We start from the raw sequence: 15,337 nt of genomic DNA, 5'->3' as shown, positions 1-15,337 counted from the left end.
TCCTCGTGGCGCTCGTCGCGTTCACGACGGTCGGCGTCTACCTCTTTTATCTCTTCGTTCGCGCCGTGTTCCCGCACTGAAGCGCTGCTTCGGGCATGCTTCGTGCGCCTGCGCAAGACCGGCAGCGCATGGAAGCTTGCAATGAAGAAAGTTTCGCGTCCGCTGCCTATACTGGCTTGAGCGTCTTCACACGCGTCCCTGCGGCATATGAAGTCCTGCGCGCCCTGTGCAGACTCTTCCCCGGCTGTCCGCGCTCCGCCTGACGCGCGCCGTCACGCTCTCGCTCCATCTTCGCCTTCTCACGCCTTGCCGCCTGCCCGGACCGTCTTAGCCATGCAGTGCAGCTTCCATGCGCTACCCCTGGAGAATGCTCGATGCCACAACACCCTGTCCCCCAATCCAAGACCATTCACGCAGACACGCCCAATTCGGCCCGCACCGAAGCACTGGCGCCGGTCCGGACTCCCGCCGCCCCTGCCAGCGTCACCTTCACCGTGAATGGCCGTAGTCACACGCTGTCGCTCGACCCGCGCACGACATTGCTCGACGCCCTGCGCGACCATCTGCATCTGACCGGCACGAAGAAAGGCTGTGACCACGGCCAGTGCGGCGCGTGCACCGTTCATGTCAACGGACGCCGCGTGAACTCATGCCTGTGCTTCGCCGCCGCGTGCGATGGCGACACCGTCACGACCATCGAAGGCATTGGCGAAGTGGAAGCGCTGCATCCGTTGCAGGCCGCCTTTGTCGAATGCGACGGCTATCAGTGCGGCTACTGTACGGCGGGCCAGTTGATGTCGGCGGTCGCGCTCCTCGACGAGCCCATCGGTCCGAACGACGAGGACGTGCGCGAAGCGATGAGCGGCAACCTGTGCCGCTGCGGCGCCTATCAGAACATCGTCACGGCGATCCAGTCGGTGCGCGTCGCCAAGACCCCGGCCAAATAAGGAGAGCATCATGGAAACGTTCCAGCTCTCCCGCGCGCGCGACATGCGCGACGCGATCAATGGCGGCGCACTCGCGCATACGGCCCAGCAAGGCGCCGAAGTGCGCTTTCTCGCAGGCGGCACGACCCTGCTCGACCTGATGAAGCTCAACGTCGAGCGGCCGATGCGCGTCATCGACATCAGCCGCCTGCCGCTCGATGCCATCGAGGCAACGGACGATGGCGGCGTGCGCATCGGCGCTACGGCGCGCAATTCGGACCTCGCGCATCACGCGCTGATCCGCGAACGCTATGCGGTGCTGTCGCAGGCGGTGCTCGCGGGCGCGTCGGTGCAGCTGCGCAACATGGCGACGACCGGCGGCAACATCATGCAGCGCACGCGCTGCGTGTATTTCCGCGATACCGCCTCGCCCTGCAACAAGCGCGAACCGGGCAGCGGCTGCTCGGCCATGCAGGGCTTCAACCGGATGATGGCGATACTCGGCACGAGTGAAGCGTGCATCGCAAGCAATCCGTCGGACATGTGCGTCGCGTTGCAGGCGCTCGAAGCGACCATTCACGTGGAAGGCACGGGCGGCAAGCGCGCGATTCCCGTCGACGAATTCTTCCTGACGCCGGGCACGACGCCCGATCGCGAGAACGTCCTCGACGCCGGCGATCTCATCACGCACGTCACCGTGCCGCCGCTGCCGCAAGGCGCGCGGTCGGCGTATCTGAAGCTGCGCGATCGCGCATCGTATGAGTTCGCGCTGGCGTCGGCGGGGATTGTGGTCGCGCTGAAGGACGGGCGCATCGAACATGCGCGCGTGGGTCTCGGCGGCGTCGGCACGAAGCCGTGGCGGTCGCGCGAAGCGGAGCAGGTGTTGCAGGGCGCGGCGCCCGACGAGGCGACCTTCCGCCGCGCCGCCGATGCCGCGCTCGCCGATGCCAAGCCGCAAAGCGAGAACGGCTTCAAGGTGGAGCTTTCGAAGCGCTGCATCGTGCATACGCTCAAGCTCGTCACGCAAGCGTCATGAACCCGACCGAGGAAACCTGACTATGTCCACTGCGCCCGACACCACGCCGTCCGTCATCGGACGGCCCCAGTCGCGCATCGACGGACCGCTGAAGGTCTGCGGCCGCGCGACTTATACCTCCGACGTCGATCTGCCCGGCATGCTGATTGCCGTGCCGGTCGGCGCCATCATTGCGAGCGGCAGGATCACGTCGCTCGAATTCGCCGCCGCGCAAGCCATGCCCGGCGTGCAGCTGATTCTTCATCGCGGCAATATCGGCCGCTTTTATCGGCTCGCGGGCGGTTCGATCGAGACCGGTATGGTCGATGAAAACCGGCCGCCGTTCGACGACGACATCATTCGCTATTACGGGCAGTATGTGGCGCTCGTCGTGGCCGATACCTTCGAGGCCGCGAGCGCCGCAGCAGCGGCGGTCAAAGTGGGTTACGACAGGACGCCGCACGACGTCAGCGCCGCGCTCGATGACGGCGGCAAGCTCGACACGCACAGCGAACGCGGCGACCCGGACATGGCGTTCGACAGCGCGCCGGTGAAGATCGACGAGACCTATGTCACGCCGGTCGAGACGCACAACCCCATTGAACTGCACGCCACCGTCGCACATTGGGACGGCGACGGCTATACGTTCTATGAGACGAGCCAGGCCGTTTCGAATCATCAGGGCGCGCTGATGCAGATGCTGGGCCTGCCGAAGGAGAAGGTGCGGGTGATCTCGCGCTATCTCGGCTCGGGCTTCGGCGGCAAGCTGTGGATGTGGCCGCATTCGCTGCTCGCGGCGGCCGCGACGCGGCAGCTCGAACGGCCCGTGAAGCTCGTGCTGTCGCGCAAGATGATGTTCCAGAACGTCGGCCATCGACCGACCACGCAGCAGCGCGTCCGGCTCGGCGCAACACAGGACGGCAAGCTCGTGTCCTTGCAGCATGACTTCGTGAATCACGCGGCGCTTGCCGACGAGTACGCGGAAGATTGCGGCGAAGCCACGCCGTCGATGTACAGCGTGCCGAACCTGCGCGTTACGGGTGGCACGGTGAAGCGCAACGTCGGCTCGCCCACGTCGATGCGCGGACCCGGCGCGGTGCCGGGTTTGTATGCGCTCGAGAGTGCAATGGACGAATTGGCTGTCGCTTTGAAGATCGATCCGGTGGAACTGCGGTTGCGCAACGAGCCCAAGGTCGATGAAAGCAGCGGCCTGCCGTTTTCATCGCGACACTTCGTGGAATGCCTGACCACCGGCGCGGAGAAGTTCGGCTGGAGCAAGCGCACGCCGGAAGTCGGCTCGATGAAGCGTGACGGCCTCACGCTCGGCTGGGGCCTGGGCGCATGCAGTTGGCCGGGCTTGCGCTTCTCGGCGGACGCGACCGTCGACCTGCGCGCCGACGGCACCGCGCGCATTGCGTGCGGCACGCAGGACATCGGCACCGGCACTTATACGATCCTCGCGCAATTGGTCGCGGAACATACGGGCATTGCGCTCGGCAAGATCGAAGTCGGTCTCGGCGATACGGCGCTGCCGCTCGGGCCGGTGTCGGGTGGATCGGCGGCGACGGCTTCGGTGATTCCGGCGGTATCGGATGCGGTGCGCGGCGCCATCAAGACGCTGCTCACGCATGCCACGAAGACCGAAGGCTCGCCGTTCAACGGCGCGAAGCCCGAGGAACTCGCGATGACGGCCGGGCACGTGCATCGCAAGGATCAGCCGCCCGGTAGCGGCGTGCCGTATGCGCAGATTCTCGACGCGGCGAAGCTGCATGCGGCGTCGGGCAGCGGCAGCGCGAAAGGCGGTTTCAACGATCCGCTCAAGAAGAAATGGTCGATCCATTCGTATGGCGCGCATTTCGCCGAAGTGACCTGGGATGCGTCGACGGCGCGGCTGCGCGTGAGCCGCGTGGTGACCGTGATCGATGGCGGCAAGATTTTGAATCCCCGCGCGGGCCGTAACCAGATCGAGGGCGCGGTGGTGATGGGCGTGGGCATGGCGCTGTTCGAGCACACGGTGTACGACGAGCGCAGCGGGGCGCCGGTGAACAGCAGTCTCGCGGATTACGTGGTCGCGACGAACGCCGACACGCCAAAGATGGACGTCACCTTTCTCGATTATCCCGATACCGTGTTCAACGAACTCGGCGCGAGGGGTATTGCGGAGATCGGACTGGCGGGCATCGCGGCAGCGATCACCGGCGCGGTGTATCACGCGACCGGCGTGCGCGTGAGGAAGCTGCCGGTGATGATTGAGGATTTGTTGGGGGGATAGGGTCGGGAGGCGTTGCCGGGCGCCGTGTCGGGCGCCCGGCAAGGGCCGCTGGCGGGCAAAGGCGCTATGCTAGACTGCGCTCGAATACACAGGCGCCCGATCGCGTGGCGCTTCGTTTCATTCACGCCGGCTCGCTCCCCGGACAAGACCGCTTATGAAACCTTCGCTCGCCATTCAAGGACATCACGATGACATTCGGCGCGTCGTCGAGGCGCATCGCGCGAAAAACGCGCGTATCTTCGGCTCCGTCGCGCGCGGCGAGGACACGGAAGGAAGCGACCTGGACCTGCTGATTGATCCCACACCGAAGACATCGTTGCTGGATATCGGCGCGATACGCCATGAGTTGCGCCAGCTTCTTGGCGTAAAGGTCGACGTTCTAACACCCGGCGCACTGCCGGACCGGACGCGTGACGCAATCATCGCGGGAGCCATTCCGGTATGAGCCGGGACGCCTCGACGCCTGCGGAATACGTGGGTCATGTGCTCACGGCCATCGGATAGATCAGTCGATACATCAACGATCTGGACGAAACGGACTTTCTCGCGGATGAACTCGTTCAGGATGGAGTCATACGCAACATCGAAGTCGTTGGTGAAGCCTGCAGGAATATTTGCAAATACTTTCCGACCTTCGTCACACAGCATCCCGAAGTTCCGTTCCAATCCGCGTACGAGATGCGCAATGCACTTTCGCACGGATACCATAAGGTCGACCTCGGAATCGTCTGGGTCACTGCCCGTGGTGACCTTCCCGCGCTCGGCAAGCAACTTGAGTTGCTCGCCACCGAACTCAAACTCTAGCGGGAGACGCGTCGGGCACTCTCCTCGCGTCGAATCTTCAAAAGGGCATGCCGCCAGGCACACCCCCTCCCCCGTCACCCCGCTTCGATCCTCCCCCAAGACGCGCTACCATACACAACCAGCCCACCCCAAACCCCAGAGTCACAGCAACTCAGCCGGAGTGCCCATGAACGACATGATCCAACAACACGGTCTGCAGGTCGACACAAGCCTGGCGAAGTTCGTCGATGAAGAAGCCATCCCTGGCACGGGTGTCGACAGCGCCGCCTTCTGGAAGGGTTTCGATGCGCTCGTTCACGACCTCGCCCCGAAAAACCGCGCGCTGCTCGCCGAGCGCGACCGTCTCCAGACCGAACTCGACAACTGGCATCGCAGCCATCCCGGCCCCGTGCAAGACCTGCGCGGCTATCGCAAGTTTCTCGAAGAAGTCGGCTACATCGTCCCCTCGCCCGCACATGTGCAGGCCAGCACCGCCAACGTGGATCGCGAGATCGGCGAGCAGGCCGGGCCGCAACTGGTCGTGCCGCTGTCGAACCTGCGCTATGCGCTGAATGCCGCCAACGCGCGCTGGGGCAGCCTGTATGACGCGCTCTACGGCACCGACGCCATCGACGACACCGACGGCGCCGAGCGCACCGCCCAGTTCAATCCGAACCGCGGCGCGAAGGTCATCGCCTATGCACGCCGCTTTCTCGACGACAACGCACCCCTCGCGCACGGCTCGCATGCCGATGCCACGAAGTACAGCGTCGAACAGGGCGCGCTCGTCGTGACACTGAAGGACGGCAGCAAGAGCGGGCTCGCCAACGCCGAACAGTTCGCGGGCCATCAGGGCGATGCGAAGGCGCCGCACGCCATCCTGCTCAAGCATAACGACCTGCACTTCGAGATTCAGATCGACGCGGACCATCCGATCGGCAAGACCGATGCCGCGCACGTCAAAGACGTGCTGATGGAAGCGGCGGTGAGCACGATCATCGACTGCGAGGATTCGGTCGCGGCCGTCGATGCCGCCGACAAGACCCAGCTCTATCGCAACTGGCTCGGCCTGATGCAGGGTCATCTCGCCGAGCAGGTCACGAAGAACGGCAAGAGCTTCACGCGCAGCATGAACCCGGATCGCGAATACACCGCGCCGAACGGCTCAACGCTGAGCCTGCACGGACGTTCGCTGCTGTTCGTGCGCAACGTCGGCCATCTGATGACGAATCCCGCCGTGGTCGACCGCGACGGCAAGGAGATTCCGGAAGGCATCCTCGACGGCGTGATGACGACGCTCGGCGCCATGCACGACCTGAAGAACAAGATGAACTCGCGCACGGGTTCCATCTATATCGTGAAGCCGAAGATGCACGGCCCCGCCGAAGTGGCCTTCGCCGATGAACTTTTCTCGCGCATCGAAGAGCTGCTCGGCCTGCCGCGAAACACGATCAAGATGGGCATCATGGACGAGGAGCGCCGCACCAGCGTCAACCTGAAGGCCTGCATCGCGGCAGCGGGCGCGCGCGTCGCGTTCATCAACACGGGCTTCCTGGATCGCACGGGCGACGAGATGCATTCATCGATGGAAGCCGGCCCGATGATGCGCAAGGGCGACATGAAGTCGTCGAAGTGGATCAACGCGTATGAGCGCAACAACGTGCTCGTCGGCCTGAACACCGGCTTGCGTGGCCGCGCGCAGATCGGCAAGGGCATGTGGGCGATGCCCGACCTCATGCACGCGATGCTCGAACAGAAGATCGCGCATCCGCGCGCGGGCGCGAACACCGCCTGGGTGCCGTCGCCCACGGCCGCCACGCTGCATGCGTTGCACTATCACATGGTCGACGTACAACAGGTGCAGCAGGAACTCGAAAGCCACGACTACGAAGGGCAGAAGAACGAACTGCTCGACGGCCTGCTGACGATTCCCGTCGTCGACAAGCCGACCTGGTCGGAACAGGACATCACGAACGAGATCGAGAACAACGCGCAGGGCATTCTCGGTTATGTGGTGCGCTGGGTGGATCAGGGCGTCGGCTGTTCGAAAGTGCCGGACATCCATGATGTCGGCCTGATGGAGGACCGCGCGACGCTGCGTATCTCGAGCCAGCACATTGCGAACTGGCTGCGTCACGGCATCGTCAGCGAAGAGCAGGTGAAGGCGACGCTGGAACGCATGGCCGCGGTCGTCGATCAGCAGAACGAGGCCGATCCGGTCTACCAACCAATGGCCCCCGCGTTCGACAGTTCCTTCGCGTTCAAGGCTGCCTGCGCACTCGTGTTCGAAGGTCGCACACAACCGAGCGGCTATACGGAACCGCTGCTGCACAAGTTCCGTCTCGCCGTGAAGGCTTCGATGTAATCGTGTCGCGCGTGCATGCGGCCTCGTGCCGCATGCGCGCCGCGTTCACTGCTCCGACCAGAGCTTGCCCGCGGTCGCCCAGTTCTCGCGTTTCACATCCGTCAGGATGATATCCACCGAACCCGGCTCGCAGCCGAGCGTCTCGCACGTGGTGCGCGTGATCGCCTCGACAAACTTGCGCTTTTCCTCCGTCGTGCGGCCTTCGAACAGCTGAATGTTGAATGTCGGCATTGCAATGTTCTCCTTTGCTGGGTTTTCAGTCGCGATATGACGCGTCGATGCGGTCCAGCCTGCGCAGCAACGCGGGCCACTCGAGCGCGCCCTCGATGGCGTCGTCATCATGCAGTTGCGCTGCCGTGCGCGTGACGACATCCGGTGTCGGCACGATCATCTTGTTGACGCCCGCCAGCGCGCGCAGCTGAATATCGCATGCCTTGACGAGCATATCCATCAGCACATAAGCCTCGGCGACGGTCCGCCCGAGCGTGAGCGGGCCGTGATTGCGCAGCAGCATCGCACGATGCGCGCCGAGGCTCGTCACCAGCCGCTCGCCTTCCGCAGGCGAGAAGGCCAGGCCTTCGTAGTCGTGATACGCGAGGTGGCCATGGAAGCGCATCGCATGCTGCGATCCCGGCAGCAAGCCATGGGGCTGAGCCGAGACGGCAATCGCCTCGCGCACGTGCAGGTGCATCACGCACACTGCATCCTCGCGCGCCGCGTGCACGGCGCCGTGCAACGCGAAGCCCGTCGCGTTCACCGGATGCACGCTCTCGCCGATCACATTGCCGTCGATATCGATCTTCACGAGATTCGATGCTGTGACTTCATCGAACGTCAGCCCGAACGGATTGATCAGGAAGCGTCCTGGCTCGCCCGGCACGCTCGCCGAGATGTGCGTGTAGACGACGTCGTCCCAGCCATTGAGCGCGACGAGCCGATAGGCCGCCGCAAGATCGACCCGCGCGGCCGTTTCGGCGGCACTGCGCGGGCCATCCTGCGCGATCCTGTGTTCAGGCGTGTGGGTGAATGACATGCGAGTCTCCTGCTTGAGTGCTACGGACCAGGCGGCGTTGCAGCGCGATCGTCAGCCACGACGCCAGCACGAAGGGCGCGGTCAGCGCGGCGATGCCGGCGCAGTCAATCAGCCGTTCGATCAACACTGCCGCGACGATCGCGAACAGCGCATAGCGCCTGCCGAGCGGCGCCGCCGCCAGCGCGGCGAGCGCGGCGTTAAAACCGCACGCGCCGGACAGCACGACGGCATCGCCCGCGCCGCCCAGTCCGTGCAACATGGCGCCGAGCGCGCTGCCGGTCAGCGCCCATCCCGCCTGCGACGGCCGCGCCGCGAGTAGTCCGGCCGCGATCAGTCCGCCCGCAATGGCGCCGGTGGCGAAGGTAATCGGCGCGAGTCCCGCGAAGGCCGCTTCGAGCATCGGCACGACGCCTGCCGCGACTTGCGGGATCGCGCCGGTGTCGCCGCGTCCGCTGAACAGCGGCAGCCAGCACCACGTCACCAGGATCGCTGGGCTCGATAGAAACGGCCAGTCGAAGCGGGCCAGGACGCGCGACAGCTTGTGGGCGAGCAGCGTTGCGCCCATCGCCGCGACGATCGCGACGGCGCCCGCCTGCGAGACATCGCCGATGAACGCGAACGCCGCCAGCGCCGCGAGCGCGCCATTGAAGCCGTGGAGATCGTCGCGGAAGACGGGCGCGTCATCGTTATCGATGATCGCGCTGATGACATTCCCGGTCAGCGTGCCGATCAGCAGGCCGCATGCAAGGCGCGGACTCGCGCTGAGCACCGCGAGGAAGAGGAGCGCGCCGGTCGCGGCGTTGCGCTGAAGGACGATCTGCCCGATCGCGCGCGCAAAGCGGCGCAGCGGGTCGGCGAGAACGACGTCGGAATGGAGAGCGGAAGACATGCTGGGCGGCGACGGCACGAGAAGCCGCCAGCATAAGGCAGCCGGCGCGCGCCGTGCGACGGCGGGCCGAATAACCGGTATGGACTTGAAGCAGTGGGCGCGACGAGAAAAGTCGCGCCGGTGGGAAGCAGCTTAGTTGAACGCCAGCGGCACGAGCGGCGTGGGTTCGCCGACACCCGGATTTGCCAGCGAGAGATCGGCGCTCAGCTTGACGATTTCGGTGACGTTTTCGCGGAAGTTGGGATGCTTTTCCCAGGTGATGTAGCTTGCATCGACGACAGCGGACAGCGTGAGCAAGGTAAAGGCGACTTTTTCGATGACTTGGTGATGGCGGCGCATGATCTGTTCCTCAAACTTTGCGGCATTGTAACAGAGTTAAGGGTTTTCCCTTAAGTGTTTGTTGCAATGCCGCACCAGCGCCGTCATGCAAGGGCTCGCGCCCTGTCCCTACATCGAAGCGTCGAGGATCGCCGTATAGTCAGCTTCCGATGCTTCACGCGGATTCGTCTTGTGGCTGTGATCCTTCAACGCACCGGCAATGATTCGCGGATAAAGATCGCGCGTGACGCCGAGTTCCGCCAGACCGCGCGGCAGGCCGAGCGTCGCGGTCATCTCGCGCACGGCATCGCCGACTTGATCGCCGGAAGTCAGGCCCATGGCCTGCGCGAGGCGCTCCAGCTTGCCTTCATCCTGCATCGTCGGCGCGCTGCGGTTGAACGCAATCACGGCCGGCAGAAAGATGGCGTTGAGCGTGCCATGGTGCAGCTTCGGATTGATGCCGCCCAGCGAGTGACTCAGGCTGTGTACGCAGCCCAGACCCTTCTGGAACGCCAGCGCGCCCTGCATCGACGCGCTCATCATGTTCCCGCGCGCCACGCGGTCCGAGCCGTCACGCGTCGCCCGTTCAATGTGACGCCACGCGCGCCAGAGTCCATCGAGCGCGATGCCGTCGGCGGGTGGATTGAAGGCCGGCGCCATGAAGGTTTCGAGGCAATGCGCGATGGCGTCCATGCCGGTCGCGGCGGTCATCATCGGCGGGAGGCCGAGCGTCAGTTCGGGATCGCAGATCGCGACGCGCGGCACCACATAAGGCGAAATCACGCCGACCTTGCGGCCGTCGTCGAGAATCAGGATCGCGCCCCGGCCGACTTCACTGCCGGTGCCTGCCGTCGTCGGGATAGCGATGACGGGCGCCGTCTTCGCCGTGATGCGCGCCAGCCCGCCTTCGATCACCGCGAAGCTCTGCAACGGGCCTGAGTGCGTCGCGCAGACGGCCACGCCCTTGGCCAGATCGATCGACGAACCGCCGCCCACCGCGATCACGCCATCACACGCCTGCTCCTTGTACATCGCGACGGCGGCGCGCACCGCGGCCTCGTTCGGATTCGGCGGCGTGGCGTCGAACACCGGCGCGGGCTGTGAAGCGCCGAGCGCGGCGAGCACCGTATCGACCAGGCCGGCGGCACGAATGCCGCGATCGGTCACGATCAGCGGCCGGCGCATGCCGATGCGCTCGCACTCGCCGGCAAGCAGGCGCACCGCGCCGAAATCGAACTGGATCTGCGTGATGTAGTTGATGAGGGCCATGTGGAGTGAGGGAAGTTGTCGTTCGGAGCCGTCAGTATAAAAGTCCGCGCGCGCGGGTGTTCCTCACTAAAGTTTGGGACTTCGACGTCCGATATCTGCGATGTGGTCCGATTTTCCGCGAGTGTCCCGCCCTCGCCGGACCACGCCGGAATCCAACATGGACCATCAGACCGAGGTATTCACATTGCCGCGCGGACGTGCGGCCACGTGGTTGCTGCACGCGGGAGCCGACATTCCCCGCGCGATCCGTGTCGCGCTCGTCGGCAGCCTGTTCGGCACCTTGCCGATTTTCGCGGGCGGCGTGCTCAACACGGTCGCGGTGGCCTGGGTGCTCGACCGCCGCCATCCGACCACCGCTTTCCACATCTGGCTCGCACTCGAAATTGCCGTCTGCCTGATCCGGCTGGTCGTGCTGGTGATCGCGCGCCGACGCGCACGCGAAGGCAAGTCCACGCTGACCGACACCTATGTCCTGCTCGCGCCGCTGTGGGGCGCGACGGTCGGCTACGGCGCGTTGGTCTCGGTGTTGTCCGGCGACTGGGTGGCCGCGACGCTCTCGTTCCTCTCGGCTGCCGCGATGGTCGGCGGCATTTGCTTCCGCAATTTCGCCGCGCCGCGTCTGGTGGCGGTGATGATCTTCCTGTCCTTGGGACCGTGCTGTCTTGGCGCCGTGCTGGCCGGCGAGCCGACGCTCTGGCTCACGCTGCTGCAGATTCCCTTCTACCTGTTCGCGATGAGCGCGGCCGCGTGGCGCCTGAACGGCATGCTCGTTTCGACGATGAAAGCCGAGCAGGAAAACGACCGCCGCGCGCGTCACGACGAGCTGACCGGTCTGCTGAACCGCGCGGGCCTGTTCCAGGCGGCGCGTTCGCGCGAGTCGGGCCGGGCGCGCAACGGTGCGCCGACCGCCCTGCTCTATCTCGATCTCGACGGCTTCAAGGCCGTCAACGACGCACACGGCCATGAGGTCGGCGACACGCTGCTCGCGCTGGTGGCGCGCCGTCTGCGGCATCTCTCGGGGGAAGGCGCGCTGGTGGCGCGACTCGGCGGCGACGAGTTCGTGATCGTCACGCCGCCGCGCGACGATTTGCTCACGCTCGCGGACACAGTCGTTCGCGAGCTGTCGAAACCGTTCCACACGGACGGCGATCTGGCCTTGCGCATCGGCGTGAGCATCGGCATTGCGATGTTCGACCATCATCACGATGAACTCGACGGCGTTCTCCGCGACGCCGACAACGCCCTCTACGAAGCCAAGCGCGCCGGCAAGAACCGCTGGGTCGCGGCCAGCCGGCGCGAGCCGAAGCCGGCGACGCGCTCGGTCGGACTGGTCGCCTGAGCGGGACGTCCGGGAATCAGCCGCTCAGTTCCGCGCTCAGGTTTTCTGCTTCCTTCGCGAAACGCCGACGCTCCTTGCCGCGCAGACGATCATCGCTCGGCAGGTCCACGGTGAGCGGATTCATCGCGATGTCATTGATGCGGACTTCATAGTGCAGATGCGGGCCCGTTGCCCAGCCCGTCTCGCCGACATAGCCGATCACCTGCCCGCGCTTCACCGTCCCGCCATTGCGGATGCCCTTCGCGAAACGCGACAGGTGCGCGTATACGGTCGAATACGGCGCGGGGTTGTCGAGCATGATGACCTTGCCATAGCCCGTCTGCCTGCCGACGAAAGTCACCGTGCCCTGCGCCGACGCATGCACCGGCGTACCGATGGGCGCAGCGAGGTCCACGCCATCGTGACTCTGCCAGCGATGCGTGACCGGATCGAGCCGGCGCCGCGAGAAGTCCGACGATACGCGCGTGAAGGCGATCGGATAACGCGAGAAGCCCGGTGTCGTGCTGTTGCCGTCTTTCGAGTAGTAGCGCGCCTCGCCTTCGGGATCGCGATAGAGGAACACATCGTGCGACGACGACCCAGTGGTCAGCCGAACGGCCAGCGGCGTTTGCTGCGCCTGTTCATTGCCCGGCTTGCGGTCGTAAATGACGCTCAGCGTGTCACCCTTGCGGATATCGCGACGCATGTCGACCTTGCCCGCGAAGGCGTCCGTGAGTGTCGCGATGGTTGCCGCATCGATGCCCAGACTCTGCGCGGCCTGCGAGAAGGTCTGGTTGACTGTGGCGCTTTCGGTCGTGCGGACCGGTGCCGGTGGCGCGGCAGGCGCCGGAGCGGCGCTTTGCCGCACTGACACGGGCGGCATATCGTCGAGAACCGTTGATGAAGATGAACGCGCGTGTTCGAGTGAATTGCAGATCACGACGGAACAGATCGAACCGACGGCGCAGATGAAAAAGACTCGTCCTGCCTTGCCGGGCAAGGCGGTTGCGGGAGAGAAGGGCATCGGCGGAAAAGGGGACGGGCGATGCAAGGGCATCACCCGGAACGAAAAGGCGCGGTCTTGACCGCGGGCGGCGTGAACGCTTGCGCGCGTTATTCGATCTGCCGCGAAAACAGGCGGATCGTCGGGGAAAGCGCAGCGAAACGGCAAGCGGGCATGAAATGAAAGGCGATGAGTTCGGCCACGTTGCGCGGCACGTTCAGGTCGGCCGAGACTAAAAGAGCTTTCTTAAACCAAACTTAAGCTGCCCCTTAATAAACCTTTTGCACGAAGTTTGCATGAAATTGCCGGCGGATGACGCCGGATGCAGACTTTTCAATTCGACACCCGAAAGCGCGATCCCGCATAATCGCGGCATGAAACCACAAGTACGGAAATACCTCGGGATTGCGCGGCATGACATCCAGACCACGAACCTGACACCGCCGCCGCGCTGGCGCTCGCGGGCGTTGAGCGGTGCATTCGCCGCCTTGTTTGTGGCGCTGACGGTGCGGGCGTTCTGGGTGCAGGGCGTGGATGACGCTTTCTATCGTCGTCAGGGCGACATGCGGCAAGTGCGCGACTGGCCGATGCACGCCTCCCGTGGATGCATCCTGGACCGCAACGGCCGCCCGCTCGCCGTGAGCCTGCCGACCCGCACGCTGTTCGTCGACGCATCGAACCTGGAGGAGCATGTGTCGCAACAGCAGATCGATGCGCTGTCCCGTCTGCTCGACGTCGCCCCGGCCGACATCGAGAAGATCTACGCGGCCCGTCGCGGCTTCGCGTACCTGAAGCACGAAGTCCCCGTCGATGTCGCCGGCCGGGCGATGCGTCTCGACGTTCCCGGTCTGTCGATGCAGGAGGATTACCGGCGTTACTACCCGGAAGGCGAAATTGCCGCGCAGATCACCGGCTTCACGGGCACGGAAGGCACCGGCCAGGAAGGTCTGGAGCGCTTCGCCGAAACGACTTTGCGCGGCGCGGACGGCCATCGCCGCGTGCTGCGCAATGCGCGCGGTCAGGTCATCGATACCCTCGACACCACGCCGCCGCAGAACGGCCGGGACCTGACACTGTCGATTGACCGGCCGATCCAGTATGCCGCTTTCAAGGCGCTGAAAAGCGCGGTCGAGCGCAGCAACGCGCGCTCGGGTTCGGCGATCGTGCTGGACGCGCATACCGGCGAAATCCTCGCGATGGCAAACTGGCCGAGTTACGACCCGAACCAGCGCACGCGCCGCACCGTCATGGCGGTCCGCAATCGCGCGGTCGCCGACATCTTCGAACCGGGCTCGGTGATGAAACCGCTCACCATCGCGCTCGCGTTGCAACAGCACCGCATCACGCCCGACACCGTCGTGCCGACCGACGGCGGCCGCCTGCGCCTGGACGGCCGCACGATCCACGACGACAAGAACTTCGGCACGTTGACGACAGCGGGCGTCATCCAGAAGTCAAGCAACGTCGGCACGACCAAGATCGCGCTGCTGATTCCGGCGCGTGACATGTACCGCAACTTCCGCGCGCTCGGACTCGGGCACGCGCCGCGTGCGGGTTTGCCGGGCGTTTCGTCGGGCCGCGTGCGGCCGTATCGCAACTGGCGGCGCATCGAGCAGGCGACGATGTCCTATGGCTACGGGCTGTCGGCGTCGCTGCTGCAACTGGCGCAGGCCTATACGAGTTTTGCCAACGATGGCCGTCTCGTGCGCGCGTCGATCCACCTTCGCGACGCGAACCAGCAACCGCCGGAAGGCCGGCGCGTGTTCACGGCGCGCGTCGCGCGCGAAGTGCGCACGATGATGGAGAGCGTCGTCAGCAAGGACGGCACCGCGCCGCAGGCGGCCGTGCCGGGCTACACGGTCGCCGGCAAGACCGGCACCGCGTACAAGTGGACGTCGAAGGGATATGACCGGCATCAGTATCGCGCGTCGTTCGTCGGCATCGTGCCGGCGAAGGCGCCGCGCGTGGTCATCGCGGTATCGATCGACCGGCCGCTGCGCGGCTCGCACTTCGGCGGCGCGGTGGCCGGGCCGCCGTTCGTCGATATCGCCACGCAGACCATGCATCTGCTCGACGTGCGGCCGGACAAAAGTCCGGGCGTGTGAGCGACGGCGGCTCGATCCGGCCTGTCACATCGAGCGAGCCG

At 65.2% G+C, this 15,337-nt stretch carries 15 protein-coding genes; 9 read left to right on the top strand and 6 right to left on the bottom strand.

Going from position 1 to position 15,337, the window contains the following annotated elements; all coding sequences use genetic code 11:
• Positions 1-374 precede the first annotated feature (374 nt).
• From QCE64_RS21620 to QCE64_RS21595, 6 genes are all read left to right on the top strand, one after another.
• A complete protein-coding gene (locus tag QCE64_RS21620) occupies positions 375-947 on the top strand; it encodes a 2Fe-2S iron-sulfur cluster-binding protein (protein ID WP_310006151.1) in 573 nt (190 codons plus the stop codon).
• 10 nt (positions 948-957) lie between these two features.
• Positions 958-1,962: a xanthine dehydrogenase family protein subunit M gene (locus QCE64_RS21615; protein ID WP_309933237.1), complete on the top strand. Its 1,005-nt coding sequence runs from the start codon at positions 958-960 to the stop codon at positions 1,960-1,962.
• A 22-nt stretch (positions 1,963-1,984) separates the two neighbouring features.
• Entirely contained in the window at positions 1,985-4,213 is a 2,229-nt protein-coding gene (locus tag QCE64_RS21610) for a xanthine dehydrogenase family protein molybdopterin-binding subunit (RefSeq protein WP_310006150.1), read from the top strand.
• Between the two features lie 154 nt (positions 4,214-4,367).
• On the top strand, positions 4,368-4,658 hold the full coding sequence (locus QCE64_RS21605; protein WP_309907100.1) for a nucleotidyltransferase family protein: 291 nt from the start codon (positions 4,368-4,370) through the stop codon (positions 4,656-4,658).
• Positions 4,659-4,717: 59 nt separating this feature from the next.
• Entirely contained in the window at positions 4,718-5,017 is a 300-nt protein-coding gene (locus QCE64_RS21600; RefSeq protein WP_310007325.1) for a HepT-like ribonuclease domain-containing protein, read from the top strand.
• A 166-nt stretch (positions 5,018-5,183) separates the two neighbouring features.
• Positions 5,184-7,361, top strand: a complete 2,178-nt coding sequence (locus QCE64_RS21595) for a malate synthase G (protein WP_310006148.1) — start codon at positions 5,184-5,186, stop codon at positions 7,359-7,361.
• 45 nt (positions 7,362-7,406) lie between these two features.
• Here QCE64_RS21595 and QCE64_RS21590 read toward each other — a convergent pair whose 3' ends face one another.
• From QCE64_RS21590 to QCE64_RS21570, 5 genes are all read right to left on the bottom strand, one after another.
• Entirely contained in the window at positions 7,407-7,592 is a 186-nt protein-coding gene (locus tag QCE64_RS21590; RefSeq protein WP_187604407.1) for a 4-oxalocrotonate tautomerase, read from the bottom strand.
• A gap of 25 nt (positions 7,593-7,617) precedes the next feature.
• Positions 7,618-8,394, bottom strand: a complete 777-nt coding sequence (locus QCE64_RS21585; RefSeq protein ID WP_309923390.1) for a class II aldolase/adducin family protein — start codon at positions 8,392-8,394, stop codon at positions 7,618-7,620.
• Positions 8,372-9,283 (bottom strand): urea transporter, encoded by a 912-nt coding sequence (locus QCE64_RS21580; protein WP_309923388.1) that lies wholly within the window; start codon positions 9,281-9,283, stop codon positions 8,372-8,374. Before QCE64_RS21580 ends, QCE64_RS21585 begins: the two co-directional genes overlap by 23 nt.
• A gap of 132 nt (positions 9,284-9,415) precedes the next feature.
• Positions 9,416-9,622 carry a hypothetical protein gene (locus QCE64_RS21575; RefSeq protein ID WP_309818537.1) on the bottom strand — a complete coding sequence of 69 codons (207 nt, stop codon included), beginning with the start codon at positions 9,620-9,622 and terminating at the stop codon, positions 9,416-9,418.
• 108 nt (positions 9,623-9,730) lie between these two features.
• Positions 9,731-10,870: an iron-containing alcohol dehydrogenase gene (locus tag QCE64_RS21570; protein ID WP_310006146.1), complete on the bottom strand. Its 1,140-nt coding sequence runs from the start codon at positions 10,868-10,870 to the stop codon at positions 9,731-9,733.
• A 157-nt stretch (positions 10,871-11,027) separates the two neighbouring features.
• Here QCE64_RS21570 and QCE64_RS21565 point away from each other — a divergent pair, with 157 nt between their 5' ends.
• Entirely contained in the window at positions 11,028-12,209 is a 1,182-nt protein-coding gene (locus tag QCE64_RS21565; protein WP_309923384.1) for a GGDEF domain-containing protein, read from the top strand.
• Positions 12,210-12,225: 16 nt separating this feature from the next.
• Here QCE64_RS21565 and QCE64_RS21560 read toward each other — a convergent pair whose 3' ends face one another.
• The gene (locus QCE64_RS21560; protein WP_310006144.1) at positions 12,226-13,071 is read right to left on the bottom strand and encodes a peptidoglycan DD-metalloendopeptidase family protein; all 846 of its coding nucleotides are present in this window, start codon (positions 13,069-13,071) and stop codon (positions 12,226-12,228) included.
• A 46-nt stretch (positions 13,072-13,117) separates the two neighbouring features.
• Here QCE64_RS21560 and QCE64_RS21555 point away from each other — a divergent pair, with 46 nt between their 5' ends.
• Positions 13,118-13,273 carry a hypothetical protein gene (locus QCE64_RS21555; protein WP_310006143.1) on the top strand — a complete coding sequence of 52 codons (156 nt, stop codon included), beginning with the start codon at positions 13,118-13,120 and terminating at the stop codon, positions 13,271-13,273.
• A gap of 292 nt (positions 13,274-13,565) precedes the next feature.
• Complete coding sequence (locus tag QCE64_RS21550; RefSeq protein ID WP_310006140.1) at positions 13,566-15,296, top strand: penicillin-binding protein 2; 1,731 nt, start codon at positions 13,566-13,568, stop codon at positions 15,294-15,296.
• Positions 15,297-15,337 lie beyond the last annotated feature (41 nt).

Source organism: Caballeronia sp. LZ043 (assembly GCF_031451075.1).
Taxonomy (GTDB): domain Bacteria; phylum Pseudomonadota; class Gammaproteobacteria; order Burkholderiales; family Burkholderiaceae; genus Caballeronia.
Note: the sequence above shows the minus strand (reverse complement) of the source record. Positions and strands in the feature narration are given on the sequence as shown.